Source organism: Microbacterium lacticum, from assembly GCF_006716815.1.
GTDB lineage: Bacteria > Actinomycetota > Actinomycetes > Actinomycetales > Microbacteriaceae > Microbacterium > Microbacterium lacticum.
Genome location: NZ_VFPS01000004.1, coordinates 125,330 through 151,668 on the forward strand (window position 1 = coordinate 125,330; position 26,339 = coordinate 151,668).

The 26,339-nt window shown below is 71.8% G+C and carries 23 protein-coding genes; 12 read left to right on the forward strand and 11 right to left on the reverse strand.

Annotated features, from left to right (window positions below; genetic code table 11):
- Positions 1-98: 98 nt before the first annotated feature.
- The 4 genes from pflA to FHX68_RS11965 all read right to left on the reverse strand — a co-directional run bounded on the left by pflA (position 99) and on the right by FHX68_RS11965 (position 5,025).
- Positions 99-947 (reverse strand): pyruvate formate-lyase-activating protein, encoded by an 849-nt coding sequence (pflA, locus tag FHX68_RS11950; RefSeq protein WP_229661556.1) that lies wholly within the window; start codon positions 945-947, stop codon positions 99-101.
- 49 nt (positions 948-996) lie between these two features.
- A complete protein-coding gene (pflB, locus tag FHX68_RS11955) occupies positions 997-3,270 on the reverse strand; it encodes a formate C-acetyltransferase (RefSeq protein ID WP_141380725.1) in 2,274 nt (757 codons plus the stop codon).
- A gap of 240 nt (positions 3,271-3,510) precedes the next feature.
- Positions 3,511-4,245, reverse strand: coding sequence for a DUF1775 domain-containing protein (locus tag FHX68_RS11960; RefSeq protein WP_141380724.1), 735 nt, complete (start codon positions 4,243-4,245; stop codon positions 3,511-3,513).
- Positions 4,246-4,383: 138 nt separating this feature from the next.
- A complete protein-coding gene (locus FHX68_RS11965; protein ID WP_141380723.1) occupies positions 4,384-5,025 on the reverse strand; it encodes a hypothetical protein in 642 nt (213 codons plus the stop codon).
- An 88-nt stretch (positions 5,026-5,113) separates the two neighbouring features.
- On the opposite strand from FHX68_RS11965, the gene FHX68_RS11970 reads away from it, so the two are divergent.
- Complete coding sequence (locus FHX68_RS11970; protein WP_141380722.1) at positions 5,114-6,457, forward strand: M50 family metallopeptidase; 1,344 nt, start codon at positions 5,114-5,116, stop codon at positions 6,455-6,457.
- Here FHX68_RS11970 and FHX68_RS11975 read toward each other — a convergent pair.
- Together FHX68_RS11975 and FHX68_RS11980 are read right to left on the reverse strand one after the other, a co-directional pair.
- Positions 6,432-8,441: an anthranilate synthase family protein gene (locus FHX68_RS11975; RefSeq protein ID WP_141380721.1), complete on the reverse strand. Its 2,010-nt coding sequence runs from the start codon at positions 8,439-8,441 to the stop codon at positions 6,432-6,434. The genes FHX68_RS11970 and FHX68_RS11975 overlap by 26 nt on opposite strands.
- A 179-nt stretch (positions 8,442-8,620) precedes the next feature.
- Positions 8,621-9,595: an IS481 family transposase gene (locus FHX68_RS11980; RefSeq protein ID WP_141920038.1), complete on the reverse strand. Its 975-nt coding sequence runs from the start codon at positions 9,593-9,595 to the stop codon at positions 8,621-8,623.
- Positions 9,596-9,744: 149 nt separating this feature from the next.
- Here FHX68_RS11980 and ispG point away from each other — a divergent pair, with 149 nt between their 5' ends.
- Complete coding sequence (gene ispG / locus FHX68_RS11985) at positions 9,745-10,896, forward strand: flavodoxin-dependent (E)-4-hydroxy-3-methylbut-2-enyl-diphosphate synthase (RefSeq protein ID WP_141381115.1); 1,152 nt, start codon at positions 9,745-9,747, stop codon at positions 10,894-10,896.
- A 152-nt stretch (positions 10,897-11,048) separates the two neighbouring features.
- Here the strand turns inward: ispG and FHX68_RS11990 are convergent, their stop codons facing one another.
- On the reverse strand, positions 11,049-12,650 hold the full coding sequence (locus FHX68_RS11990; RefSeq protein WP_229661602.1) for an RNB domain-containing ribonuclease: 1,602 nt from the start codon (positions 12,648-12,650) through the stop codon (positions 11,049-11,051).
- 77 nt (positions 12,651-12,727) lie between these two features.
- On the opposite strand from FHX68_RS11990, the gene FHX68_RS11995 reads away from it, so the two are divergent.
- From FHX68_RS11995 to FHX68_RS12005, 3 genes are read left to right on the forward strand one after another with little or no spacing between them, the layout of a single operon-like run.
- Complete coding sequence (locus tag FHX68_RS11995; RefSeq protein ID WP_170214270.1) at positions 12,728-13,768, forward strand: hypothetical protein; 1,041 nt, start codon at positions 12,728-12,730, stop codon at positions 13,766-13,768.
- Positions 13,769-13,779: 11 nt separating this feature from the next.
- Complete coding sequence (locus FHX68_RS12000) at positions 13,780-15,552, forward strand: proline--tRNA ligase (RefSeq protein ID WP_141381117.1); 1,773 nt, start codon at positions 13,780-13,782, stop codon at positions 15,550-15,552.
- A gap of 4 nt (positions 15,553-15,556) precedes the next feature.
- Positions 15,557-15,739 (forward strand): NIPSNAP family protein, encoded by a 183-nt coding sequence (locus tag FHX68_RS12005; protein ID WP_141381118.1) that lies wholly within the window; start codon positions 15,557-15,559, stop codon positions 15,737-15,739.
- A 266-nt stretch (positions 15,740-16,005) separates the two neighbouring features.
- Here FHX68_RS12005 and FHX68_RS15975 read toward each other — a convergent pair whose 3' ends face one another.
- Positions 16,006-16,161 carry a pyridoxamine 5'-phosphate oxidase family protein gene (locus tag FHX68_RS15975; RefSeq protein WP_229661603.1) on the reverse strand — a complete coding sequence of 52 codons (156 nt, stop codon included), beginning with the start codon at positions 16,159-16,161 and terminating at the stop codon, positions 16,006-16,008.
- Between the two features lie 363 nt (positions 16,162-16,524).
- Here FHX68_RS15975 and FHX68_RS12015 point away from each other — a divergent pair, with 363 nt between their 5' ends.
- Positions 16,525-17,601, forward strand: coding sequence for an LOG family protein (locus FHX68_RS12015; protein ID WP_141381119.1), 1,077 nt, complete (start codon positions 16,525-16,527; stop codon positions 17,599-17,601).
- Between the two features lie 47 nt (positions 17,602-17,648).
- On the opposite strand, the gene FHX68_RS12020 is transcribed toward FHX68_RS12015, so the two are convergent.
- Both FHX68_RS12020 and FHX68_RS12025 read right to left on the reverse strand, forming a co-directional pair.
- A complete protein-coding gene (locus FHX68_RS12020) occupies positions 17,649-18,452 on the reverse strand; it encodes a DUF1206 domain-containing protein (RefSeq protein WP_141381120.1) in 804 nt (267 codons plus the stop codon).
- Between the two features lie 2 nt (positions 18,453-18,454).
- Complete coding sequence (locus tag FHX68_RS12025) at positions 18,455-19,081, reverse strand: acetate uptake transporter family protein (protein ID WP_141381121.1); 627 nt, start codon at positions 19,079-19,081, stop codon at positions 18,455-18,457.
- Positions 19,082-19,223: 142 nt separating this feature from the next.
- Here FHX68_RS12025 and nusA point away from each other — a divergent pair, with 142 nt between their 5' ends.
- The 4 genes from nusA (at position 19,224) to rbfA (ending at position 23,904) form a co-directional block, all read left to right on the forward strand.
- Complete coding sequence (gene nusA / locus FHX68_RS12030; RefSeq protein ID WP_141381122.1) at positions 19,224-20,213, forward strand: transcription termination factor NusA; 990 nt, start codon at positions 19,224-19,226, stop codon at positions 20,211-20,213.
- A 10-nt stretch (positions 20,214-20,223) separates the two neighbouring features.
- On the forward strand, positions 20,224-20,475 hold the full coding sequence (locus FHX68_RS12035) for a YlxR family protein (RefSeq protein ID WP_141381123.1): 252 nt from the start codon (positions 20,224-20,226) through the stop codon (positions 20,473-20,475).
- A gap of 92 nt (positions 20,476-20,567) precedes the next feature.
- Entirely contained in the window at positions 20,568-23,393 is a 2,826-nt protein-coding gene (gene infB / locus FHX68_RS12040; RefSeq protein WP_174799174.1) for a translation initiation factor IF-2, read from the forward strand.
- Between the two features lie 70 nt (positions 23,394-23,463).
- Positions 23,464-23,904: a 30S ribosome-binding factor RbfA gene (rbfA, locus tag FHX68_RS12045; RefSeq protein WP_141381124.1), complete on the forward strand. Its 441-nt coding sequence runs from the start codon at positions 23,464-23,466 to the stop codon at positions 23,902-23,904.
- Positions 23,905-23,988: 84 nt separating this feature from the next.
- Here rbfA and FHX68_RS12050 read toward each other — a convergent pair whose 3' ends face one another.
- Complete coding sequence (locus tag FHX68_RS12050; protein WP_141381125.1) at positions 23,989-24,867, reverse strand: HhH-GPD family protein; 879 nt, start codon at positions 24,865-24,867, stop codon at positions 23,989-23,991.
- Between the two features lie 44 nt (positions 24,868-24,911).
- Here FHX68_RS12050 and truB point away from each other — a divergent pair, with 44 nt between their 5' ends.
- Together truB and FHX68_RS12060 are read left to right on the forward strand one after the other, a co-directional pair.
- On the forward strand, positions 24,912-25,904 hold the full coding sequence (gene truB / locus FHX68_RS12055) for a tRNA pseudouridine(55) synthase TruB (protein WP_141381126.1): 993 nt from the start codon (positions 24,912-24,914) through the stop codon (positions 25,902-25,904).
- Positions 25,901-26,269: a hypothetical protein gene (locus tag FHX68_RS12060; protein ID WP_141381127.1), complete on the forward strand. Its 369-nt coding sequence runs from the start codon at positions 25,901-25,903 to the stop codon at positions 26,267-26,269. Before truB ends, FHX68_RS12060 begins: the two co-directional genes overlap by 4 nt.
- Positions 26,270-26,339: the final 70 nt, after the last annotated feature.

Sequence of the window (26,339 nt, forward strand, 5' to 3'; positions counted from 1 at the left end):
GAAGGCGGACTGATGCTGGTCCCTCTCGCCGGTGAGCGGGATGGTGCCGACGCGGGATTCGGGGGGCCGCGGCGGCAGGTCGAGGTCGGTGGGGAAGGTCAGTAGGTGGTGAGTCCGTGCGCGCGGAACTGGTCGCGCACGCGCTCGGTGAGTGCGGGGGTCGGCGGCTGCGTGTCGCCGAGCTGGTAGTCGCGCCCGAGCGCCGCCCACTTGTCGCGGCCCATCTGGTGGAAGGGCAGCACCTCGACGCGGGTCACGGTGCCGGGCATGATCTCGTTGAGCGACGCGGCGTACTCGGCGACCCGCTCGACGTTGTCGATGTCGTCGGTGAGGCCCGGCACGAGCACGAACCGGATCCAGACCTCGGGCCCGTGCGGCATCTCGGCGAGCCGACGTCCGAACGCGAGCGTCGGCTCGAGGTCGCGGCCGGTGACCCGCCGATAGGTGTCGGGGTCGCCGCTCTTGACGTCGAGGAGCACGAGGTCGACGTCTTCGAGCATCGCGTCGGTGGCCGCGGCGCCGAGGAACCCGGAGGTGTCGATCGCGGTGTGGATGCCGAGGTCCTTCGCGCCGCGGAGGATCCGCGCCGCGAACGCCGGCTGCATGAGCACCTCGCCGCCGGAGAGCGTGATGCCGCCGCCGGTGGCGCGGAAGACGCCCCGGTAGCGCGCGATGCGGGCGAGCAGCTCGTCGCTCGTGACGGGGTGCCCGTCCTTCATCGCGAGGGTGTCGGGGTTGTGGCAGTACAGGCACTGCAGCGGGCATCCGCTGAGGAAGGTCGTCAGGCGCGTGCCCGGGCCGTCGACGGCGGTGACCAGCTCCCACGAGTGCACGGAGCCGAGCCGGCCCTCGCGCATCGCGGTGAGCCGCTCGTGGCGGGAGACATCCGCCACCTCGAGACCCCCGAGGGGAGCCTCGATGGTGCTGTGGATCAGTGTGGCGACCACGGTCTCGGCTCCTCTCGGGGGTCTGCGGTGGATGGGGGGACTCGGTGGGTTACATCGAGCCGTGGAAGGTGCGCGAGAGCACGTCGAGCTGCTGCTCACGGGTCAGGCGCACGAAGTTCACGGCGTAGCCCGACACGCGGATCGTCAGCTGCGGGTAGTTCTCCGGGTGCTCCATGGCATCCTCGAGCGTCTCGCGGTTCAGCACGTTGACGTTCATGTGGTAGCCCTCGGAACCGACGTACGCGTCGAGGAGGCCGGCCAGGTTCGTGACCTGCTCCTCCTTCGTGCGGCCGAGGCCTGCGGGAACCACGGTGTTGGTCAGCGAGATGCCGTCCTGCGACTCAGAGTACGGCAGCTTCGCCACCGACAGCGCCGAGGCGAGCATGCCGTGCGTGTCGCGGCCGTTCATCGGGTTGGCGCCCGGGGCGAACGGCTCGCCGGCGCGGCGGCCGTCGGGAGTGTTGCCCGTGGCCTTGCCGTACACGACGTTCGAGGTGATCGTCAGCACCGACTGGGTCGGCAGCGCGTTCCGGTACATCGGGTGGCGGCGGATCTTCGTCATGAAGCGCTCGACCAGATCGACGGCGATGCCGTCGGCGCGGTCGTCGTCGTTGCCGTAGGTCGGGAACTCGCCCGCGATGTCGTAGTCGACCACGATGCCGCGGTCGTCGAAGACGGGCGTGACGGTGGCGTACTTGATCGCCGACAGCGAGTCGGTCGCGACCGACAGGCCGGCGATGCCGCAGGCCATCGTGCGCAGCACGTCCTTGTCGTGCAGGGCCATCTCGAGCCGCTCGTACGCGTACTTGTCGTGCGACCAGTGGATGCAGTTGAGGGCCTCGACGTACGTCTCGGCGAGCCAGTCCATCGTGAGGTCGAAGCGGGCCATGACGTCGTCGAAGTCGAGCGCGCCCTCGCCGACCGGGGCGGCGGCGGGGGAGACCTGCTTGCCGGAGACCTCGTCGCGGCCGCCGTTGATCGCGTAGAGCAGCGTCTTGGCGAGGTTCACGCGGGCGCCGAAGAACTGCATCTGCTTGCCGACGCGCATGGGGCTCACGCAGCAGGCGATCGCGGCGTCATCGCCCCACGCGGGGCGGATGATCTCGTCGGACTCGTACTGCACGGCCGAGGAGTCGATCGACACCTGCGCGCAGTAGTCCTTGAAGCCCTGCGGCAGCTCGGGGCTCCAGAACACGGTCATGTTCGGCTCGGGCGCCGGGCCCAGGTTGTAGAGCGTCTGCAGGTAGCGGAACGAGTTCTTCGTCACGAGCGGGCGTCCGTCCTCGCCCATGCCGCCGATCGTCTCGGTGACCCAGGTCGGGTCGCCGGAGAAGAGCGCGTCGTACTCGGGGGTGCGGAGGAACCGGACGATCCGGAGCTTGATCACGAAGTCGTCGATGATCTCCTGCGCCTCGGTCTCGGTGAGCGTGCCCGCCTCGAGGTCGCGCTGGATGAACACGTCGAGGAAGGTGGAGGTGCGTCCGAGCGACATGGCGGCGCCGTTCTGCTCCTTCACCGCGCCGAGGTAGGCGAAGTACAGCCACTGCACGGCCTCTTTGGCGGTCGTCGCGGGGCCGGAGATGTCGATGCCGTAGGAGGCCGCCATCTGCTTGAGCTCCTGGAGCGCGCGGATCTGCTCCGCGTGCTCCTCGCGCTCGCGCGCGATCTGCTCGGTGAAGGGCGTGGTGTCCAGGCCCAGCTTGTCGATCTTCTTCGCGGCGATGAGCTGGTCGACGCCGTAGAGGGCCACCCGGCGGTAGTCGCCGATGATGCGACCGCGACCGTAGGCATCCGGAAGTCCGGTGATGATGTGCGACGAGCGGGCCGCGCGGACGTTCGGCGGGTAGACGTCGAAGACGCCCTGGTTGTGGGTCTTGCGCCACTCGCTGAAGACGGTCTTCAGGGTCTGGTCGACCTCGTAGCCGTAGGTGTCGAGGGCGCCCTCGACCATGCGCCAGCCGCCGTTGGGCATGATGGCGCGCTTGAGCGGGGCGTCGGTCTGGAGGCCGACGATGACCTCGTCGCCCTCGATGATGTAGCCGGGGCCGTGCGCCGTGATGCCCGCCGGGGTGTGCGGGTCGGCGTCGTAGATGCCCTTCTCGCGCTCTTCGGGGAACATCGCCGAAAGGGTGTCCCAGACGCGCGTGGTGCGGGCGGTGGGGCCGGCAAGGAACGAGGCGTCGCCGGTGTACGGGGTGTAGTTGCGCTGGATGAAGTCGCGCACGTCGATCTGGTCCTGCCAGGGGCCGGCGGTGAAGCCTGCCCAGGCGGCGGGCTGCGCGTCGGATTCCTGTGCGGCGGGGTGGGGGGTGACGGTGGTCATGATGATCGCTTCCTTCGGCCCTCGTGGGGTCGGTCATACGAGGTCGAGATGTCTTCCCGATCGGTGCGCGCCCATCCGCGCGGTCCGTGATCTCAGGATAGAACTAGTGGTCAGACCACAGGTCGAAGATGCACGGATGCCACAACGAACCCCGCCTCGAAACCGCGGGGCTTGGTGGTCAGTCCACAAAGCCCCGCGGTGCGATCGCGCGCGGTGATCAGCCGCGCGCACGACCTCCGATCAGCTGCGCTTGCGACGCCCCGTGAGGGCCACGCCGAGGGCGGCGAGACCGGCGACGAGGGCACCGCCGGCCAGCCACCGGGCGACCGGATCGGCCTGCGCGGCGCCGTCGGCGCGGGCCTCGCCCGAGGCATCCGGGTCGGCGTGATCGGCGTCGCCCGAGGCATCCTCATCCGAGGCGTCGGCCGAACCGTGACCGTGGCCCGCATCCGTCGCGACCGCGCCGACGGCGACGACGGGAGCGGGGGAGGCGAGGTCGTCCTCGGTCTGCCCCTCCGTGGCGACCTCCGACCAGTCGGTCTCGCCGACGACGCACTTCTGCAGCACCGGGAAGGCGACCGAGGTCCCCGACGCCGACGAGGCGAAGATCACGTCGAGCGAGACCGTCGCCGAGATGCCGCTCTCGATCGGCGTCACGGCCGTGTAGGTGACCTGGGTGGGGATGCCGTCGTCGCCGAGTTCGCGGCTGATCGTCCAGGCGCCGTCGGCGACCGGGGTGACGCCGTCGACGCCCTCGGGGATCGTCAGCACGACCGCGGTCGTGGGGGAGTCTTCGCAGCCGTGGCTGAACGAGAAGCCGAGGCGGGTCGAGGTGCCGGCGGCTGACTCGTCGGGGGTGACGTGCACGTGCGCGGAGGCGGCGAGGGGAGCGGCGATGACGAGCGCCGCGCCGAGGAGGCCGCCCAGGACGATCCGGCGGGTGGTGTGCGGGGGACGGGTGTGCGTGCGGGACATGGGGAACTCTCCGTGTGTCTGTGTCTGTGTCTGTGTGTCTGCGTGCGGCCGCGGCGAGAGCCGGGGCGCGCGTGCGGCGAAGGACGGACGCGCCCGATGGCGGACGGCCGGGATGACGCTGCGCCGGGGCGGAGAGCCTCAGACGGCGGCAGCGAGCGCGCGCCGCGCCGGCGGACCGCGACGGGTGACACAGTGCAGGAAGAACGCGGCGGCCGGGCCGCGACGCGGGAGGAACGCGGCCCGCGGGCTCGTCGGGCGGGCGGGTCGCGGCGCGTACGGCGGCCGCAGAACGCGCCGGATGCCGCGGGCGAGCGCCGCGAGCATCCGCTCGCCCCAGGCGAGTGCGGCGAACGTGATCGCGGCCGCCAGGACATGGCCGAGAGTCATCACCGCGGCAGCGGGATCGACGCCGCCGGCCGCAGGCGCCAGCAGCGTCAGCAGGTCGGCGTGCATCGCGTGCACCCCGTGCATCGCGGCGGCGTCGTGTGCGGTGCCGATCGGTCCCGCGCCGCCGACGGCGGCGAAGGTCGCGTGCAGGGCGAGCTGTGCGGCGGCGACCGCGGCCGCGAGGCGCCACCGGCTCGGTCGGCGTCCGACGAGGAGGGTGCACAGCGGGGCGGCGAGGATCGTGACGGCGAGCATCAGCCAGGCGGGCGGCGCGCCCCCGCCGGAGAGAGTGTGCGCCGTGCCGGCGATGAGCACGGCGCAGGCAGCGGCGGTCGAACCGCGCAGCGCGCGCACGGCGCGCGGCGCTCGTGCCGGCGCGCCGGGTGTGCTCACGTCCCCCCTCACATCGAGGAGCCTAACCGAGCCGGGCGCTGCGCGCGGCTCGGCAAACTCAAAGCGGCGCGCGATACCCTCGCCTGCTGTGACCGTCATCGCCTTCATCATCGGGGTCGCGCTGCTTGTCGTCGGGCTCGCGGTCTCGATCGCGCTGCACGAGCTCGGTCACCTCTTCCCCGCCAAGCACTTCGGCGTGCGGGTCGGGCAGTACATGATCGGCTTCGGCCCGACGCTGTGGTCGCGCCGGATCGGCGAGACCGAGTACGGCTTCAAGGCGCTGCCGCTCGGCGGCTACATCTCGATGGCGGGCATGTACCCGCCCTCGCGTCGTGCGGGTGCCGGCGACGGGGCGGACGGCTCCGGAACCGAGGGCAAGGCCGGCGGCGGCTTGTTCGCCACGATGGTGCAGGACGCGCGCGCAGCCAACGACGAGACCCTCGCCGGCCGCGACGGCGAGGACGGCGACACCGGGCGCGCGTTCTACGAGCTGCCCGTCTACAAGCGGGTCATCATCATGCTCGGTGGCCCCGTGATGAACTTCCTGCTCGCGATCGTGCTGTTCGCGATCGTGTTCAGCGGCATCGGGCTGCAGACGGCGACGACGACGATCGCCTCGGTGAACGAGTGCGTGCTGCCGGCGGGCATGACGCAGACCGAGTGCACCCCGGATGCCCCGGCGTCGCCGGCCGCGGCGGCGGGCCTCCGCCCGGGCGACGTGATCGTGTCGGTCGACGGCACCGCCGTCGCGACCTTCGCCGAGGCATCCGCCATCGTGCAGGCATCCCCCGGCCGCACGATCCCGATCGTGGTGCGCCGGGGCGGCGCCGAGCAGACGCTCCAGATCACTCCGATGCTCGCCGAGCGGCAGGTGGCGGGCGCGGACGGCACGGTCGAGACCGCCGAGGTCGGCTTCGTCGGCATGACGGCGACCGTCGAGTACGTGCGCCAGCCGATCGCCGACGGCCCGCAGGCGGCGCTCGCCCAGACCGGCCAGGTGTTCGGCATCATCTGGCAGCTGCCCGCGCGGGTCTACGACACCGCCGTCGACCTCATCACCGGTCAGTCGCGCGACCCGAACAGCCCGCTGTCGGTCGTCGGCGCGGGGCGCCTCGCGGGCGAGGTCGCCGCCACCGACGCGCCGATCCTCAACCGCGTCTCGAGCCTGCTCACCATCCTCGGCTCGCTCAACATCGCGCTGTTCGTCTTCAACCTGCTGCCGCTGCTGCCCCTCGACGGCGGACACGTCGTCGTCGCGCTGTGGGACGGCCTGCGCCGTGCCTGGGCGAAGCTGTGGCGCCGCCCGCCGCCGGCGCCCGTCGACGCCGCGAAGCTCGTGCCGGTGACGTTCGTCGTCGTCATCGCTCTGATCGCGATGACCGTCGTGCTGGTCGCTGCCGACCTCTTCAACCCCGTGCAGCTGCTGGGCTGAGCGCGTGCGCCAGGAGGCGGTCCAGCGTCTCGAGCCCGTCGCGCGACAGGATCGACTCCAGGTGCCCCTGGATCGACGCGTACCCGGGGCCGCGCAGCGCATAGACGTCGCCTGATGCCGGGTCGGCGGCGATCTCGGTGACCTCGCCCGTCTCCGGGTCGACCCGCTCGGTGGTGCCCGGCTGGACGCGTGCCGTGAAGGTGTTGTAGAACCCGATCGAGGCGGGGTGGCCGAACACGTCGACCTCCTTCTGCAGGCCCTGGTGCGGCGCCGCGAGCGGGGCCAGCGCGATGCCGAGCGTGTCGGCGAGCATCTGGTGGCTGAGGCACACCGCGAGAAGGGGGCGACCGGCATCCTTCCGCGCGGCGACGATCTCGCGCATGCGCGCGATGCGGGGGCTCGCGTCGTCACGGGGGTCGCCGGGCCCGGGGCCCGCCACCACGACGTCGGCCGCGTCCACCGCGTCGTCGGAGGCCGCGTGCCACGGGGCGATCGTCACCGCGAAGCCGAGGTGGCGCAGCTGGTGGGCGAGCATCGTGGTGAAGCGGTCCTCGGCATCCACGACGAGTGCCGTGCGGGCGGCGGCCTCACCAGGTGAGCCCTCGCCCGGCGAGCTGTCGTGGCGTGCGCCCTCGTGGCGTGCGCCCTCGCTCGGGGATTCGGGGCCCTGGGGGTTCAGCCAGAACGGCGCGAGGCGTTCGTTGCGCGCGGCGAGCAGCTCCGCGATCTGCGGGTCGTCGGCGAGGGCGCGGCGCTCCGCGGCGGGGGCGTCCTCGTCGAGCGCCGCGCGCTCGGCGGCCTCGTCGCGGGGGATCGCGCCGATCGCGCCGAGCACCCCGGCGGCCTTGCCGTGGGTCTCGCCCACCTCGCCGTCCGGGTCGGAGTGGCGCACGAGCGTCGCGCCGACGGGCACGCGCAGGCGCCCGTCGACGAGATACGCGGTGCGGATGAGGATCGGCGCGTCGAGGTCGTGCCCCGACGTCGAGGGGGTGAACAGCGCGGCGACGCCCGAGTAGTACCCGCGCGGCGTGCGCTCGTGCCGCGTGATGACGGTGCACGCGTTCTGCATGGGCGACCCCGTCACGGTCGGGGCGAACATCGTCTCGCGCAGGATCTCGCGCGGATCCATCGTGCTCGTGCCGCGCAGCATGTACTCGGTGTGGGTGAGGCGCGACATCTCCTTGAGATGCGGACCGGTGATGCGCCCGCCGTCGCTGCAGACGGCGCTCATCATCTTGAGCTCCTCGTCGACGACCATGAAGAGCTCCTCGGTCTCCTTCGTCGAGGAGAGGAACTCGGTCAGCGTATCGGCGGTCGCGCCACCGGCGGGGTGTCGGAACGTGCCCGAGATCGGGTTCATCGTCACCGTCGTGGATCCGGGCGCCGCGGGCGGGCCGCTCTGCGCGCTCACGTGCGCCTCGGGGCTCGCGCCGACGGCGAGGTGCCCGGGCGTCGAGACGAGGAAAGTCCAGTACGCGCCGCGCTCGTGCTCGAGCAGCGCGCGGAACCAGGTGAGACCCGCCGTCAGCGGGTCGACGTCGACCCGGGCGGTGAAGTCGCGCCGGATCACGAAGTTCGCGCCCTCGCCGCGGCCGATCTCGTCGGCGATGACGGTGCGCACGATATCGGCGTATTCCTCGTCCGGAATGTCGAAACCGGCGTCAGCGAGGGCGACCGGCTCGGCGGGGAGCGCCGCGAGCACCTCCGCGCGCGGCAGCGAGTGGTGGGCCGTGACGACGAGGCAGCGCAGCGGCGCCTGGTCGTCGTGGCAGTCGAAGCCGCGCTCGACGACCTGCCGGAACGGCACCAGGGCGAGCACCTCGCGAGGGGCGGCGCTCGCGTCGTGCAGCGGGATGTCGGCGAGCAGGTCGACGTCGACGACGTCGCCGGTGAGGAGTTCGACGGTGTCGGCGTCGCGCGCGATCAGGGCGAAGGGCTCGCCGGAGCGCACCGTCGCCTCCAGCAGGGTGGGGCTCGCGGTCATCGCCGGGCCTTTCTCGAGGTCGGGCGGCCTGCATTTCGTCCGGGAACGAAAAGACCGCCTCGAGGGCGGTCTGTGTACAGGTTACGAGCACACCGCCTCAGCGGGTGGGCCACCAGGAGGTGCTCGTGAACATGCCGTCACGATAGCAGAACACCGTCGCATCGGAGACCGTGCGGCGGCTAGGTGTACTGACCTCGACCGTTGTTGATTCGGTCGATGGGGGTTTTGCCTCCGATGCCGAGGTGGTGCCTGTCTAGGTTGTAGTAGTCGAGCCAGGTCGTCAACCCTGCTTTTCGGTCGTCGTTCGAGCTCCAGGGGCGGGCGTAGGCCCACTCGGTGGCGAGGGTGCGGTTGAGGCGTTCGACTTTCCCGTTGGTCCAGGGGCAGTGCGGTTTGATGAACCGCTGTCGGATGCCGTGCGCGTCGACCACGGCCTTGAACGCGGCCGAGTGGCGGTAAGCGAACGCGTTGTCGCTGATGACGCGTTCGACTGTGACGCCGAGGCGCGCGTAGAACGCGATCGCGCGGTCGAGGACGCCCGCCGCGGTGGTGCCTTTCTCGTCGTCGTGGATCTCCGCGTAAGCAACTCGGGAATGGTCGTCGATGACGGTGTGCACGTAGTCGTAACCCAGGCCCCGCTTGCGCGCAGGACGTTGCCCGCGGCCATGCAGACGCCATCCGCCGCCGTCGGGGATACGGCCGAGTTTCTTCACATCAACGTGGATCAGGGACCCGGGATGATCATGCTCGTAACGCTGCGCGGATCGGCGGGTCGCGCGGATCACGGACCCCGTGACCGGGTCCAGCTCCCGCAGCAACGGCACGTGGTGGCGGCGCAACACCCTACCGACCGTTGAGGCCTGCAAGCCGAGCTTGTCAGCGATGAACACCGGCCCACGCCGAGTGAGGTGCCGCATGATCCGCACCCTCGCCTCCACGCACGCTTTGGTCTGGCGAGGGTGGGAGCGGGCGACGCTGGAACGATCGATCAGGCCCGCCGGGCCGCACTCCCGGAACCTGCGCCACCACCGCCACGCGGTCGTGCGGGAGATCCCCATTTCCGCGGCAACATGCGCGACCGCACGCCCCGACTGGATGCGCTGAACCATGATCAACCGGCCGGCCGGAGTCAGCCGGGCATTAGCGTGAGACAAGAGAGACCTCCGTGCGTTTGAGCTGAAGAACTTAGACAGCTCCAACTCGACCCCGGAGGTCTCTCCTACGTCAACAACGATCTGGGTCAGTACAGCTAGGGTCCGCGGCATCCAGCCTTCCCCCGGCGTGTGCGGCGTAGGCTGAGGGCGTGCCAGCAGTGAACCTCGGGACGCCCCGCGTGCCGGAAGTCCTCGCCCCCCGCCGCAAGACCCGCCAGATCAAGGTCGGCTCGGTCGGTGTCGGCAGCGACTCGCCCGTGAGCGTCCAGTCGATGACGACCACCCCGACGCACAACATCAACGCGACGCTGCAGCAGATCGCCGAGCTCACGGCGTCGGGCTGCGAGATCGTGCGCGTCGCGGTGCCGCGCCCCGAAGACGCCGATGTGCTGCACATCATCGCGAAGAAGAGCCAGATCCCGGTCATCGCCGACATCCACTTCCAGCCCAAGTACATCTATCAGGCGATCGATGCCGGGTGCGGCGCCGTGCGCGTGAACCCGGGCAACATCCGCGAGTTCGACGGCAACGTCGGCGCGATCGCGAAGGCGGCGAAGGATGCCGGGGTCTCCCTCCGCATCGGCGTGAACGCCGGATCGCTGGATCGGCGTCTGCTGGAGAAGTACGGCAAGGCGACGCCGGAGGCGCTCGTGGAGAGCGCCGTCTGGGAGGCATCCCTCTTCGAGGAGCACGACTTCCACGACTTCAAGATCTCGGTCAAGCACAACGACCCGGTCGTCATGGTGAAGGCGTATCGGATGCTCGCCGAGCGGGGCGACTGGCCCCTGCATCTCGGGGTCACCGAGGCGGGACCGGCGTTCCAGGGCACGATCAAGAGCGCGACGGCGTTCGGGATCCTGCTGTCCGAGGGCATCGGCGACACGATCCGCGTCTCGCTCTCCGCGCCCCCGGCCGAAGAGGTCAAGGTCGGTCATCAGATCCTGCAGTCGCTGAACCTCCGCGAGCGCAAGCTCGAGATCGTCTCCTGCCCCTCCTGCGGGCGCGCCCAGGTGGATGTCTACACCCTCGCCGACAACGTCACCGAGGGTCTCAAGGACATGACCGTGCCGCTGCGCGTCGCCGTGATGGGCTGCGTCGTGAACGGCCCGGGCGAGGCCCGCGAGGCCGACCTCGGCGTGGCATCCGGCAACGGCAAGGGACAGATCTTCGTCAAGGGCGAGGTCATCAAGACCGTGCCCGAGGCCGACATCGTCGCGACCCTCATCGAAGAGGCCAACCGCCTCGCCGCCGAGATGGGCCCCAGCGCCCCCGTGGGCACCGCGCAGGTCGTCACCGCCTGACCCGGCGCGCCGGACGCTCCGCGCCGTCACGGGCGCAGGAGAAATCGCGAAGGCAGGATGCCTGGGCCCGGATTCGTCCTGCGTCGGTGATTTCTCCTGCCTCGGTGATGCGGCCGGCGGGCGAGGTGACCAGCCGACGGCCGGCGGCGAGGTCAGGCGGGGCGGAGGTCCACGGTGCCGTCGGCAATCGAGGCCGCGGCGACCCGCACCTGAACGGTCGAGCCGGGCGGCGCGTCGAGCCCGGGCACCTTCGCGTCGACGGGCGGGTCGTCCAGCTGCACCCGAGCGACGCCCGATCGCGCGCTCACCACGACGCCCGAGAACACCTCACCGACGTGCGGAGTCAGCAGCGCCGCCTCGACCCGGTCGATGGCCCCGGCATCCAACTGGGACGCCTTCTGACCGCTCCGCGCCATGAGCGCGGGCAGGTCGGGCAGCGACGCACGCGCCCACTCCGGCACCTCGCGCCCGTTCGCGAGCGCCTCGCACACGACGAGCACCCACCGGTCGACAAGGCGGCGAAGGGGCGCCGTCGCGTGCGCATACGGGGCGCCGATGGCCGCCTGATCGGTGTGCTCGGGCACCTCGCCGTCGAACGCGACGTACGCCGCGCCGCGGAAGAGCCCGGCCGCGTATTCGCGCACCGCGCGCGCCGCCGGCGACCGGTCGAGGCTGCGCAGGTAGTCGCCGTAGGCCACGGCCTCCCGCCAGGGAAGCCCCAGCGCGACCGTCTGCGCGCGGAAGTCGGCGATGTCGTCGGCGTCGGCGGGTGGCATGGTGCGGACGATCCCGACCCGTCCGCGCAGCATGATCTCAGCGGCGGCCATGCCGGTCAGCAGCGACACGTGCGCGTTCCAGTCCTCGAGCGGCACGCCGTAGCTGCGCTCCAGCCGGAAACCGCCCGATCCGTCCGGCTCGATGCTCGTCTCGGGCACGTTCAGGCTCGCGCCGCCCCGCTCGCGCTCCCGTTCGGCCCGCGCGGCGCCGAACCACGGCATCGCGAGCAGCGTGGCCGGCGCGGTGCCCGCGTCGATCGCGCGCTGCGCCTCGTCGTAGGCCCACTGCTCACGGGAGCGCACGGCGGCCCGCACGAGCGTCGTCGTCACCGGCCGGGCGCCGGCGTCGAGCTCGAACCGCCAGACGAAGGCGCGCCGATCGACGCCGGGAAGGAGCGAGGCGGCGTCGTCGCTCAGCACCGACGGGTGCAGGGGGATGCGCCCGTCCGGCGCGTACATCGTCTGCCCGCGGCGGCGCGTCTCGGCGTCGAGCGCACCGCCGGGTGCGACGAAGGCCGGCACATCCGCGATCGCGTAGTGCAGCACGGCCGTCCGCCCGGCGCCCTCCCCGGTGACCTCGAGGTGCAGCGCCTGATCGAGATCGGTCGCGCCGGCGGGGTCGATCGTCACGAAGTCGAGATCGCGCAGGTCGGCGAGACCCGCCGTCGCCGGGTCGGTCGACACGTCGCGCGCCGCGCGCTCCGCCTCCTGCTCGACGTCCGGGGGAAATGCCTCCGGCAGGTCGAGGGAGCGGCGGAGCGCCGTGAGCGAGGCGGTGAGCTCGGCCGTGATCCCTGCGGCGCCGGTGCGGGCCCCGGATGCCTCGGCGGAAGGCCCCTCCGGCCTCGCCGCCGCTCCTGCCGAGGCCGCCCCCGCTGCCGCGGCGGCCCCCGCCGCCCCGACCGCCGCCCCGCTCCGCGCCGCCCCAGTCCGGGCACGAGACGGGGCGGGCACGAACCGGAGGCGACGCGAGGACACGGGGTCAGTGTAGGCGGCTGGGTCTTCGCGGGCGGGTCCACACCTCCTCCACAGGGTCGGGCAAATAGCATGCTGCGGTGCGAACTATGCGGGTGAGGTCGGGAGCGGTGCTCCTCGTCGTGGCGGCTCTGCTGCTGTCCGGCTGCGCCGCGGAGGCGAGCGCCGACGGGTCGGCCGGCCCCTCGGCATCCGGATCCGCGACCGCCACCCCCAGCCCCACCCCGAGCGCCACGCCCGCGCCGCGCCAGCCGACGTCCCCCGTCGCCGGCGGCTGCGACGGCCTTGCGGCGGCCCCGGGCGTCACCGACGTCGTCGGGCAGGTGCAGCGCGTCACCGAGCCGCGCGACCTCTGGCGCGTGGGCATCGAGACCGCGGGCGGCCTGACCTGCTCGCTGCTGACGACGCGGCTCGCCGCCGACGCCTACGTCATCCCCGACGCCCTCGTCGTCGGCGAGGTCGCCAAGGTCACCGCCGCCCCGGGCTGCGACACCGGCGCCCGGGCGATGGAGTGCTGGGCGCCCGTCGCGGCGAACGGCCACGTCACGCTCGTCGTCGGATCGTTCTCGCCGGGGGCTGACAGCGAGGCATCCATCGCGCTCGTCGGCGAACTCGCCGGGGCCTTCTCGGGCGTCGTGACCGACGGCGCCGCGGTGCGCTCGCAGAAGGCGACGTGGGAGCACCCGCTCGACTGCACCGCGATGGCCGAGATCATCGGCCTGACCTCGATCCTCGGGTCCGACGCGGCGCACACCTCGCTCGTGCGCCCGCCGGCCCGCACCGTCGAGGCGCGGCTCGCGGAGGCATCCACCACCTCGTCGCGCTGCGACTGGGAGCGCACGCCCACCCAGAAGGGCGACCTCGGCTCGAGCTACAGCATCATCGCCGTCCCCGACGGAGCGTGGGCGTGGAAGCAGGTCGCCTCCGGCGTGCCCGACTCGGTCGATGCGACGGTCGGCGGTCACCCCGCCCGCGTCACCTCGACGGGCGACGTGTACCTCTCCGACGGGGTGAACCTCCTCCACCTCACCGGCCGGCGCCTGGCCGGCGTGAGCGTCGTCGACACGTCGCTCGGGGTGCTCTCGGTGCTCTCCGCGGGGTCGGGACACACGCGCGGCTAAGCTTGTCGCTCGTGGTCACCCGTCTGTCGAACTACTTCCTCCGCACGCTCCGCGAAGACCCCTCGGATGCCGAGGTCACGAGCCATCGGCTGCTCGTGCGCGCCGGCTACATCCGCCGTGCCGCGCCCGGCATCTTCACGTGGCTGCCGCTGGGACTGAAGGTCAAGGCGAAGATCGAGGGCATCATCCGCGAGGAGATGGCCGCGGCCGGGGCGTTCGAGGTGCACTTCCCGGCGCTGCTGCCCCGCGACCCCTACGAACAGTCGGGCCGCTGGACGTCCTACGGCGACGGCATCTTCCGCCTGCAGGACCGCAAGGGCGCCGACTACCTCCTCGCGCCGACGCACGAGGAGATGTTCACGCTGCTCGTGAAGGACCTCTACTCGTCGTACAAGGACCTGCCGCTGACGATCTACCAGATCCAGGACAAGTACCGCGACGAGGCGCGCCCGCGCGCCGGGCTCCTGCGTGGACGCGAGTTCACGATGAAGGATGCCTATTCGTTCGACTACACCGATGCGGGCCAGGATGCCTCGTACATGGGCCAGCGCGATGCGTACGAGCGCATCTTCCAGCGCCTCGGCCTCGAGTACGTCATCGTGGCCGCCGACAACGGGCTGATGGGCGGCGCGCGCAGCGAGGAGTTCCTGCACCCGACGGCGATCGGCGAGGACACCTTCGTGCGATCGGCGGGCGGGTACGCGGCGAACGTCGAGGCGTTCAGCACCGCGCCGGCCGAGCCCGTGCCCTTCGACGCCGACGCGGCGCCCGTGGTCTTCGACTCGCCGAACACGCCGACCATCGAGACGCTCGTCGCGCACAGCAACGCCGTGCTCGACACGGCGAACGGGCCGTACACCGCCGCCGACACCCTGAAGAACGTCGTGCTGGCGCTGACGCACGCCGACGGCACGCGCGAGCTCGTCGTCGTGGGCCTCCCCGGCGACCGCGACGTCGACGACAAGCGCGCCGAGGTGGCCTTCGCCCCCGCCGCCGTCGAGCCGGCGACCCCCGAGGACTTCGAGCGCAACCCGCTTCTCGTGAAGGGCTACATCGGACCGTGGTCGCCGGAGGGCGCGATCCTCGGCGAGGAGTCGGCCACCGGCATCCGCTACCTCGTCGACCCGCGGGTGGGCGAGGGCACGAGCTGGATCACGGGCGCGAACCTCGACCAGAAGCACGCGCACTCGGTGGTCGCCGGCCGCGACTTCTTCGCCGACGGCGTCGTTGAGGTCGCCAACGTGCGCGCCGGCGACCCCGCCCCCGACGGATCGGGCCCGGTGGAGCTCGCGCGCGGCATGGAGATCGGGCATGTCTTCCAGCTCGGGCGGTTCTTCGCGGAGACGCTGGGGCTCAAGGTCCTCGACGAGAACGGCAAGCTCGTCACGGTCACGATGGGCTCGTACGGCATCGGCGTCACGCGCATCCTCGCGATCCTCGCCGAGCTCAACAACGACGAGCGGGGCCTCGTCTGGCCCGCATCGGTCGCGCCGTTCGACGTGCACGTCGTGGCGACCGGTCGTGACCAGGCGGCGTTCGCGCTCGCCGAGCAGGTGTCGGCCTCGCTCGAGGACGCCGGCTTCGACGTGCTGTACGACGACCGCCCCAAGGTGTCGCCCGGCGTGAAGTTCGGCGACGCCGAGCTCGTCGGCGTGCCGCAGATCGTCATCGTCGGCCGCGGCGCCGCCGACGGCGAGGTCGAGCTGTGGGACCGCCGCTCGGGCGAGCGGGTCGTCGTGCCCGCCGCGGAGGTCGTCGCCCGGCTCGGGGCCGGGCGGGGCTGACCGCATGATCACGTGCGTCGTGACCTACACGATCGATCCGGCCAAGACGCGCGAGTTCGAGGCATTCGCCCGGGCGTGGATGGATCTCGTGGGTCGTCACGGCGGCGTGCACCACGGCTACTTCCTGCCGTCCGAGGGGGCGAGACTGAGGCATCCGCGACGCGTGCGGGGAGCGACGCCCGCGTAGCGCTGCAGAAACCGGCATCCGCGCCTGGATGAACCTGTTGCGGATGCCGGTTTCGTGCGCGTCGGCGCGAGCGAGGGCCGCGCGAGCCAGCGCGCCGTAGCTCCAGCCGCCGCCGTCGTGGCGCCGGGGTCAGCACTCGATCTTGCCGTGGTTCATGATGTCTTCGTCGGCGGTGTCCTTCGTGACGAGAGACTTCAGCATGCCGGCGGCCATGGCGATCTTGCCCTTGGCGGGCTCCCAGAACTCGGTGACCTTCGGGGTCGCCTTCAGTAGGACAGCCCGACGTCGCGGTGCGCGCGCGCCTCGTCGACCTTGTCGGTGTCGTCGGAGGTGAAGAACCAGATGTCGCCCGCCTCGTCCATCTGCCGCGTCGACATGGGACGGCTGACGAGGTTCCCCTCGTCGTCGACCGTCGTCAGCATGGTGACGTCGATGTCCTCGACGAGCTCTTGACGCGGGCGAGGGCGTCGGTGCCGGTGATCTCAGTCATGCGCTCAGATTCGCACGGGATCGCGCTGCCGGGGAGGGGCTTGCGCATCCTCTCGCGCCGTGGGAGGCGGCCGGCGGCGCCCAGCGTCGCGCGACAGGAACCTGCATCCGCGACAGGAACGCGCGCCCGCGCCAGGAACCTGCGCCCGCGCCAGGAAAAGCCTGTGGCGGATGCCGGTTTCTGTAGCGCCAGCGGCGGACGCGCCCCGCCCGGGCGCCGGGCGGAGCTCCGGCGCGGAGGCATCCGTTCACCCGCGCGCCACCGGCGCGACGATCGACGTGACAGGGTGGATACCATGACGGCCAGAACCATCCCGCCCAAGGTCACCGACGACATCCGCGCGCTCATCACCGACGCCGGGATCGACGCCGATAAGCAGGACCTCGTCGCGCGCATCCTCGCGACCGGCGTCGGGATGGGCCTCGACGACACCCACCGGCTCGACCTAAAGATCACCGCGTCCGCCCTCACCGAGATGCGGGCGGCGTTCGCGCTGTTCGCGCCGTTCCGGGGCATCCCCAAGGCGACGATCTTCGGTTCGGCGCGCACCCGACCCGACGACGCGCTGTACCGCGCCGCCTCCGACGCGGCGCACGCGCTCGCCGAGCGGGGCTGGATGATCGTCACCGGCGCGGGGCCCGGCATCATGCAGGCCGCCGCCGAAGGCGCGGGACCCGACCACTCGCTCGGTGTGAGCATCCGGCTGCCGTTCGAGGAGAAGCCGAACGCCGTCATCGCGAAGAACGCCCGCAACGTCGCGATGAAGTACTTCTTCACGCGCAAGCTCATGCTCGTGAAGGAGTCGCAGGCCTTCATCTGCGTGCCGGGCGGCTTCGGCACCCTCGACGAGATGTTCGAGCTGCTCACCCTGCAGCAGACCGGCAAGGCCGATCCGACGCCCATCGTGCTGCTCGACCGCGCCGGGGGCACCTTCTGGGCGGGCCTCGAGCGCTTCGTGCACGAGCATCTCGTCGCGGGCGGCGTCATCTCGCCGGACGACTTCGACCGCGTGCTCGTGACCGATTCGGTGGATGCCGCGGTCACCGAGATCACGGGGTTCTATCGCAACTACGACTCGCTGCGCTGGGTCGGCGGCCGGCTCGTGATCCGCCTGCGCACCGCGCCCACCGACGATGAGCTCGACGACCTGAACGCCCGGTTCGGCGACCTGCTCGCGGAGGGCCGCATCGAGCGCACCGCGCCCCTGCGGGCCGAGGTGCGCGACAACGACCGGCTCGAGCTGCCGCGCGTCGTGCTGCGGCTCGACCAGTTCAAGGTGGGCGCGCTGCACCGCCTCATCCGGGCGCTCAACGACCTGCCCTCGGCGGCGGCGGAGACCGAGACGACGCCGGTGCCCGTATCGGGGCGCTGAGCCCGGACGCAGCCCAGGGCCTGACCCCCCCCGGGCGCAAGCCCCCGCTACAGCCGCGCGTACCGGGCGCGGAAGAAGAGGAACAGGCCGTACGCGATGAAGCCGACGCCGACGAGCGCGACGAGCAGCGGGCCGAGGAAGAGCCCGCGCAGCGTGTCGAACGCGTCGTCGAGGCCGCCCGCCTGCGAGGCATCCGACGTCACCGCGGCGACGACCAGGAGCACCCCGACGATCGCCAGGGCGATGCCCTTCGCGATGTAGCCGACGACGCCGTTCGTCGTGACGAACGTGCCGAGGGCGCCCGAGGGGATCGTCATCTTCTTCTCGAACGACCGCATCACGCCCATCACGACGAACGCGACACCGCCGGCGGCGACTCCGATGCCGACGAGCGCGAGCACGATCCCGCCGCCGGGAAGCTCCAGCACGCCGCGGCTCGCGTCTTCGGCGCTGCGGTTGCCCTCGGTGCGGGCGCCGAGCGCGACCGACGCCGACACGGTGCCGAGCGCGGCGAAGACGACCGCCTGCCCCGCCTCCGAGATCCGGCGCCCCCAGGTCTTGGCCGTCGAGGCGTCCCGCAGGACGAAGGCCTCGATCAGGTGGTAGAGCGCCAGCGCCCACAGGAGCACCGCGATGATCCACAGCACCGCGAGGCCGAGCGGCGCGCCCGCGATCGCCCGGAGCGCCCCCGAATGGTCGGCCTCGCCGCTGCCGCCGAAGGCGAGCGTCAGCACCAGCAGGCCGATGAGCACGTGCACGACGCCGCTGGCCGCGTACCCGCCGCGCGCGAGCGCGCGGACGAGCGGGCTCGACTCCACCTGGCGCGCGGCGGACCGCGCGGTGTCGGCCATCCTCACGACTCCGAGTCGGCGGAGCCGGCGATCCACGCCGGGCCGAGCGGGATGACGTGCCGGCCCATCGTGCGCCAGTAGAACTTCTCGATGAGCATGTAGGTCGCGAGGGCGGAGGCCCCGATCAGGAACCATGCGCCGACGACGCCGAGGCCGTCCGCGCCCGAGAAGGCGCCGGTCGCCTCGAGACCGAGGCCGATCCCCACGCACAGGAGCGTCAGCGGCAGGACGGTGTTGTGCGTCGCGCCCGCGACGGCGAAGCCGAACGCGAGCAGCGAGAAGATCAGCATGAACAGGGGTTTGGCGGGCCCGGACACCTCGAAGAATCCGAGCTCGCCGCCGAGGAGGAAGCCGGGCATGCAGATCCAGTACCACCCGAACGCGTTGTAGACGACGAAGTGGAAGTCGTCGCCGATGAAGTACGACAGCATGCCCGCGGTCACCTGCACGATGCCGCCGAAGGCGGCGCCCACCCAGAACACCGCGCTCTCGTCGTGCACGCCGAGGTGCGCCAGCTGCGCGGTGAGGGTCGCGATGACGAAACCGAGGAGGCCGATCAGCCCGGGATCGGCGGTTCCGCTGTGCCGCCGGGCGCCGGAGCGGGAGGGAGGATCGCCGAGGGTGCTCATGGGGCCAGTATGGCGACCTGCGGGCGCGGACACCACCGGGGCGGGGGCGCGCCTCGCCGCCGCCGCTCAGCGAGGCATCCGGTAAACTCGGCGGAATGACGCGGGGCGAACCCCCGCACGACAGCTGAATAGGGAGGACATCGTGGACATCGATCTGGGACTGCTGCGGACGGTCGAGCGCGAGAAGGAGATCCCCTTCGAGGAGCTCGTACGGATCATCGAACAGGCCATCCTCACCGCCTATGCCAAGCACACCTCGCCCGACGGCGAGCTGCCCGAGGGCACCCGCGCGGTGCTCGACCGCAAGACCGGTCACGTCGCCGTCTTCGTGCCGCTCCTCGACGAGGAGGGCGCGGTCATCGGCGAGGAGGAGTCGACTCCCGAGGACTTCGGCCGCATCGCCGCCTTCGCCGCCAAGCAGGTGATCGGTCAGCGCCTGCGCGACATCGCCGACGACGCGATCCTCGGCGAGTTCCGCGGCAAGGAGGGCGACATCGTCGCCGGCGTCATCCAGCAGGGCCCGAACCCCCGCATGGTGCACGTCGACCTCGGCACCGTCGAGGCCATCCTCCCGCCCGAAGAGCAGGTCGCCGGCGAGGAGTACCCGCACGGCGCGCGCCTGCGCGTCTACGTGACCTCGGTGTCGAAGGGCCTCAAGGGCCCGCAGATCACCGTGTCGCGCACGCACCCGGGCCTCGTCCGCAAGCTCTTCGCGCTCGAGGTGCCCGAGATCGCGTCGGGCCTCGTCGAGATCACCTCGCTCGCCCGCGAGGCGGGCCACCGCACCAAGATCGCCGTCGTCGCCACCGACCCCGCCATCAACGCCAAGGGCGCCTGCATCGGCGAGCTCGGCCGCCGCGTGCGCGCGGTGACCGAGGAGCTCGGCGGCGAGAAGATCGACATCGTCGACTACGACCCGGAGCTGGCGAAGTTCGTCGCGAACGCGCTGTCGCCGGCGAAGGTGACCTCGAGCTTCGTGCTCGACGCGAACACGAAGGCCGTCCGCGCGCTCGTCCCCGACTACCAGCTCTCGCTCGCGATCGGCAAGGAGGGCCAGAACGCCCGCCTCGCGGCCAAGCTCACCGGCGCCAAGATCGACATCCAGCCCGACTCGATTCTCGAGGATGCCTGACGGGGGTAAGATGGATCCCGTTCGAACGTGCGTGGGATGCCGCGCGCGTGCCCCCCGATCCGCCCTGCTGCGGGTCGTCGTGCAGGGCGGCTCGCTCGTCGCAGACGAGAAAGCGGTCCTTCCCGGGCGGGGTGCGTGGGTGCATGACACGGATGCCTGTGTGCAGGCGGCTCTCCGCCGCCGCGCTTTCGGACGAGCATTGCGCGCGTCGGGTTCCCTCGACACGCAGACCTTTCAAGAAACCCACCAGCGAAAAGGCTGAACGGCTATGGACACGAAGTGAACGGCTCGAAATGAGACCCGTCCGCACGTAACGGTCCGCCCTGTCCGGGGTGGACCCCAGACAGGAGAATTGTGGCAAACCCACGAGTGCACGAAATCGCCTCGGAGATCGGCGTCGACAGCAAGGTCGCCCTCGCGAAGCTGAAGGAGCTCGGCGAATACGTCAAGAGCCCTTCCTCGACCATTGCGCCCCCCGTGGCGCGGAAGCTGCGTGCGGCGCTCGAGGCCGACGGTGCGGCGAAGCCCGCTGAGGCCCCCGCCGCCAAGACGACCGCACCGCGGCCGTCGACCGGCGCGCGCCCCGGCCCCGCGAAGCCCGCGGCGCCGACCCCCGGCCCCGCGACGAAGGCCCCCGCGGCCGAGCCCGCTGCGGCGCCGACCCCGGCTCCCGCCTCGACGGCGCCGGCCCCTGCGGCCACGTCCGCGCAGAGCGACACGGCCGCGTCCGCGACGGCCACGCCCGGCTCGGCGACCCCGACGCCCGGCGCAGGTGCGCCCGGCGCAGGCGCGTCCGGCTCCGGGGCATCCGGCTCCGGGGCATCCGGTTCGGCGACTCCCGCCGCGCCCCGCCCCGGCGGCGCACCGCGCCCCGGCAACAACCCGTTCGCCTCGTCGCAGGGCATGGGGCAGCGCCCCGCCGGCCCGCGCCCGGGCAACAACCCGTTCGCGTCGGCGCAGGGCATGGGCCAGCGCCCGACGCCCGGCAACATCCCGCGCCCGCAGGCGCCGCGCCCCGGCGCGCCCCGCCCCGGCGCCCCGCGCCCCGGTGGTGCCGGTCGCCCCGGCGGCGGTGGACGTCCCGGCGCTCCGTTCCAGCAGCGTCCCGGCGGCCCCGGCCGTCCCGGCGGCGCCGGCGGCTTCCAGCGTCCCGGCGCGCCCGGCGGCGCTCCCGGCGGGTTCGCCGGTCGTCCCGGCGGTGGCGGTGGCCGTGGCCGTGGCCCCGGCGGCGGCACCGCGGGTGCCTTCGGCAAGGGCGGCGGCAAGTCGAAGCAGCGCAAGTCGCGTCGGGCGAAGCGGCAGGAATTCGAGATGAGGGATGCCCCGGTCGTCGGTGGCGTCAACGTCTCGAAGGGCAACGGCGAGATCATCCGTCTCCGTCGCGGCGCGTCGATCGCCGACTTCGCCGACAAGCTCGAGGCGATCCGCGGCTACACCGTGCAGCCCGGCACGCTCGTGACGATCCTCTTCAACCTCGGTGAGATGGCGACGGCGACCGAGTCGCTCGACGAGGCCACCTTCGAGGTGCTCGGCGAGGAGCTCGGCTACAAGATCCAGATGGTCTCGCCCGAGGACGAGGACAAGGAGCTCCTCGAGGGCTTCGGTCTCGACCTGGAGGCCGAACTCGAGGCCGAGAGCGAAGACGACCTCGAGATCCGCCCGCCCGTGGTCACCGTCATGGGCCACGTCGACCACGGTAAGACCCGACTGCTCGACGCGATCCGTCAGACCAACGTGGTCGCCGGCGAGGCCGGTGGCATCACGCAGCACATCGGTGCGTACCAGGTGTGGACCGAGCACGACGGCATCGACCGTGCGATCACCTTCATCGACACCCCGGGTCACGAGGCGTTCACCGCCATGCGTGCCCGCGGTGCGCAGGTGACCGACATCGCGATCCTCGTGGTCGCCGCCGACGACGGCATCATGCCCCAGACGGTGGAGGCCCTGAACCACGCCCAGGCGGCGAACGTGCCGATCGTGGTCGCGGTGAACAAGGTCGACAAGCCCGACGCCAACCCGGCCAAGGTGCGTCAGCAGCTCACCGAGTACGGCCTCGTGGCCGAGGAGTACGGCGGAGACGTCATGTTCGTCGACGTGTCGGCGCGCGAGAACCTCAACATCCAGGCTCTGCTGGATGCGGTGCTCCTCACCGCCGACGCGGGACTCGACCTCACGGCGAACCCGAACAAGGCGGCGCGCGGTGTCGCGATCGAGGCGAAGCTCGACAAGGGCCGCGGATCGGTCGCGACCGTGCTCATCCAGTCGGGCACGCTGCGCGTCGGCGACGCGATCGTCGCCGGCACGGCCTATGGCCGCGTGCGGGCGATGGTCGACGAGAACGGCGACGCGGTCGAAGAGGCCTGGCCCTCGCGTCCCGTGCAGGTGCAGGGCCTCAACTCGGTCCCGCGCGCGGGCGACACCTTCATCGTCACCGAAGAAGACCGCCTCGCCCGGCAGATCGCCGAGAAGCGTGAGGCCGCCGAGCGCAACGCCCAGCTCGCCAAGGCGCGCAAGCGCATCTCGCTCGAGGACTTCACCCGCGCTCTCGAAGAGGGCAAGGTCGAGTCGCTCAACCTCATCATCAAGGGTGACGTCTCCGGTGCCGTCGAGGCGCTCGAGGAGTCGCTGCTCAAGATCGAGGTCGACGACTCGGTGCAGCTGCGGATCATCCACCGCGGCGTCGGTGCGATCACCGAGTCCGACATCAACCTGGCCACGATCGACAACGCGATCGTGATCGGCTTCAACGTGCGTCCCGACACGAAGGCGCGCGAGCGCGCCGCCCGCGAGGGTGTGGATGTCCGGTTCTACTCGGTCATCTACAACGCGATCGACGACGTCGAGCAGTCGCTCAAGGGCCTGCTCAAGCCGGAGTACGAAGAGGTCCAGTCGGGTGTCGCCGAGATCCGCGAGGTGTTCCGCTCCTCGAAGTTCGGCAACATCGCCGGTGTCATCGTGCGGTCGGGGACGATCACCCGCAACGCGAAGGCACGGGTCATCCGCGACGGCGTCGTCATCGCCGATGGCCTGGCCATCGAGTCGCTGCGCCGCTTCAAGGACGACGTCACCGAGGTGCGCACCGACTTCGAGGCCGGTATCGGTCTCGGCAAGTACAACGACATCCAGATCGGTGACGAGATCGAGACCACCGAGATGGTGGAGAAGCCGCGCGGCTGATCCGACCTTTCCGGGATGCCGCGCTCGAGCTTTCGAGCGCGGCATCCCCGGTCCGTTCCAAGGAGGAACCATGGCATCCGAACGACAGGCACGGCTGGCGGACCGCATCCGCGTGCTCATCGCGGAGCGTCTGGAGAAGGGGCTGCGCGACCCGCGGCTCGGATTCGTGACGATCACCGACGTCCGCGTCACCGGTGACCTGCAGCACGCCTCGGTGTTCTACACCGTGTACGGCGACGACCAGGCCCGTGAGGACACGGCGGCCGCGCTGAAAGCGGCGACCGGCATGCTCCGCAGCGAGGTCGGAAAGCAGCTCGGCGTGCGGCTCACCCCGTCGCTGGAGTTCATCCCCGATGCGCTGCCCGAGAACGCCGGCCACATCGCCGATCTTCTCCGTGAAGCGCAGGAGCGGGATGCCGCTGTCGCCGGTCTCGCCTCGGGCGCCAGCTACGCCGGCGACGCCGACCCGTACCTGAAGCCGCGAGACGACGAAGACGACGACCGGGCCTGAGCGCCCGTCCGTCCCGGGCGTCGCGATGCGGATCGTGTGCGCCGTCGTGATCGCCTAGGCCGACGGCGTCTCGGCGGGGTCGGCCTAGGCGGAGGCACCGCGCGGGAGGCGCAGGAAGCCGTCCGAAGCCTCGACGAGGCCGTCGGCGATGAGCGTGAACAGGGCGCGGTCGCGCTGCGCGGCATCCGGCCAGTCGGATGCCACGGCATCCTGTCGCAGCTCGTGCGCGGCAGACTCGCGCAGCGCGCGCAGGATCGCGCCGCGGGCCTGCCGGTCGCTGCCCTCGTATCGGGCCTGCTTCCGCCGGGCATCGCCCGTGTCGGGGTAGCCGGCCGCCCGCCACGCGCAGATATGCGCGATGGGGCATGCGTCGCATCGCGGTGTGCGGGCGGTGCAGACGAGCGCGCCGAGCTCCATCGCCGCTGCGTTGACGATGGCGGCATCCACGTCGTCTGCGGGGAGCAGCCCCGCCATCGCGGCGAGATCGCGCTTCGACGGGGGCGCCGGCTGCGACCTGCCCTCGAGGGCGCGCGCGAGCACCCGGCGCGTGTTGGTGTCGACGACGGGGTGCCGGTCGCCGTAGGCGAACACCGCGACGGCGCGCGCCGTGTAATCGCCGATGCCGGTCAGGGCGAGCAGGGCCTCGACATCGCGGGGCACGACGCCATCGTGGCGGTCGCGGATCTCCGCCGCCGCTCGGTGCAGCCATAGCGCGCGGCGCGGGTAGCCGAGGTTCGCCCACTGCCGCACCGCCTCAGCGGGCGGGTCGGCCGCGAGGGCCGCGGGCGTCGGCCAGCGGTCGAGCCACGCCTCCAGCAGCGGGATGACCCGGGCGACGGGCGTCTGCTGCAGCATGAACTCGCTCACGAGGATGCCCCACGCCCCGAAAACCGGCCGCCGCCACGGCAGATCACGCGCCGCGCCCCGGTACCACGCGATCAGCGGGGTCGCGAGGTCGGGCATCCCGCCAGCCTACGTGCCGCGGCGTCGCCGCCTAGGCTGGGAGGATGCCCGACGCGAACCCGACCCCGGCGGCGGACCCGAACCCGGAACCGGCTGACAAACCGGCGGCCCCGACGCCGAACCCGGCCCCGAACGGCATTCTGCTGGTGGACAAGCCCGGCGGCGTCACGAGTCACGACGTCGTCGCCCGCGCGCGCCGCGCGCTGCACACCCGCAAGATCGGCCACGCCGGCACGCTCGATCCGATGGCGACCGGCCTCTTGATCCTCGGTGTCGGCCCCGCGACGCGTCTGCTCACCTACATCGTCGGGCTCGACAAGACGTACGAGGCCACGATCCGGCTCGGCGTGGCCACCGACTCCGACGACGCCGACGGCGCCGTGACCGCACCCGCCGAGCCGGCGGCCGTCGCGCGCGTCACCGCCGCCGACATCGCGGCGGGCGTCGCCGACCTCACCGGCGACATCTCGCAGGTGCCGAGCACGGTGTCGGCCATCAAGGTCGGCGGAAGGCGTGCCTACCTCCTCGCCCGCGCGGGCGAGGAGGTCGCCCTCAAAGCCCGCGACGTGACGGTCAGTCGGTTCGACGTGCTCGCGGTGCGTCCGGCAACGACCGACGACGGTGCACCGGTGCTCGACCTCGACGTCGTCGTCGACTGCTCGAGCGGCACCTACATCCGCGCGCTCGCCCGCGATCTCGGCGCGGCACTCGGCGTCGGCGGGCACCTGACGGCCCTCCGGCGCACGCGCATCGGCGCGTTCCGCGTCGAGGATGCCGCCGTGGAGATCGACCCCGACATGCCGCTCCGCTCCGCCGCGGGAGTCGCCGCCGCCGTCCTCGGCGCCCTGCCCGTCACCGCTGACGAGGCGCGCGACCTCCGACACGGCAAGCGCCTCCCCGGCGCCGCCGTGCGCCTCGTCGGCGCGGCGACGCCCACGCCCGCCGCGATCGACCCCGACGGCCGCCTGATCGGCATCGTCGAGCGCCGCGGCGACGATCTGAAGAGCGCCATGAACATGGCCGAGGATGCCTCGTGATCGGCTGGTTCGCGATCGTCCAGGTCGTCGTCGCCACCGTCGTGGGAATCGCGGCGATCGCCGCCGGCCTCGCCGGTCGCCGGCCGGGCGACGTGACCGTCGGCGGGATGGCGCTCGTGCTGCTGCTGCTCATCGCACAGGTTGTGATCGCCGTCGTCGCGCCGCTCGTCGGCAACGCACCCGCCGGCAGCCCCATCGAGTTCTGGGCGTACCTGATCGGCGCGCTCCTCATCCCGCCGCTGGCGGTGTTCTGGGCGCTCGTCGAGCGCAGCCGCTGGAGCACCGTCATCATGGGGATCGCCGCGCTCTCCGTCGCCGTCATGGTGTGGCGGATGAACGTCATCTGGACGACACCCGCGCTCTGACCGGTCGGCCGGGCCGCCGCTTGGCCGCCGCCGGCCACCGCCGAGGCATCCATCGGCGCCTATCATGGAC

Excerpts from the sequence above, each read along its gene's own strand:
- FHX68_RS12015 (WP_141381119.1), top strand. The coding sequence starts at position 16,525 with ATGACGGCCAGAACCATCCCGCCCAAGGTCACCGACGACATCCGCGCG.
- rbfA (WP_141381124.1), top strand. The coding sequence starts at position 23,464 with ATGGCATCCGAACGACAGGCACGGCTGGCGGACCGCATCCGCGTGCTC.
- pflB (WP_141380725.1), bottom strand. The coding sequence starts at position 3,270 with ATGACCACCGTCACCCCCCACCCCGCCGCACAGGAATCCGACGCGCAG.
- FHX68_RS11975 (WP_141380721.1), bottom strand. The coding sequence starts at position 8,441 with ATGACCGCGAGCCCCACCCTGCTGGAGGCGACGGTGCGCTCCGGCGAG.
- truB (WP_141381126.1), top strand. The coding sequence starts at position 24,912 with ATGCCCGACGCGAACCCGACCCCGGCGGCGGACCCGAACCCGGAACCG.
- FHX68_RS12025 (WP_141381121.1), bottom strand. The coding sequence starts at position 19,081 with ATGAGCACCCTCGGCGATCCTCCCTCCCGCTCCGGCGCCCGGCGGCAC.
- FHX68_RS12035 (WP_141381123.1), top strand. The coding sequence starts at position 20,224 with ATGGATCCCGTTCGAACGTGCGTGGGATGCCGCGCGCGTGCCCCCCGA.
- FHX68_RS12005 (WP_141381118.1), top strand. The coding sequence starts at position 15,557 with ATGATCACGTGCGTCGTGACCTACACGATCGATCCGGCCAAGACGCGC.
- FHX68_RS11960 (WP_141380724.1), bottom strand. The coding sequence starts at position 4,245 with ATGTCCCGCACGCACACCCGTCCCCCGCACACCACCCGCCGGATCGTC.
- FHX68_RS12020 (WP_141381120.1), bottom strand. The coding sequence starts at position 18,452 with ATGGCCGACACCGCGCGGTCCGCCGCGCGCCAGGTGGAGTCGAGCCCG.
- FHX68_RS15975 (WP_229661603.1), bottom strand. The coding sequence starts at position 16,161 with ATGCTGACGACGGTCGACGACGAGGGGAACCTCGTCAGCCGTCCCATG.
- FHX68_RS12050 (WP_141381125.1), bottom strand. The coding sequence starts at position 24,867 with ATGCCCGACCTCGCGACCCCGCTGATCGCGTGGTACCGGGGCGCGGCG.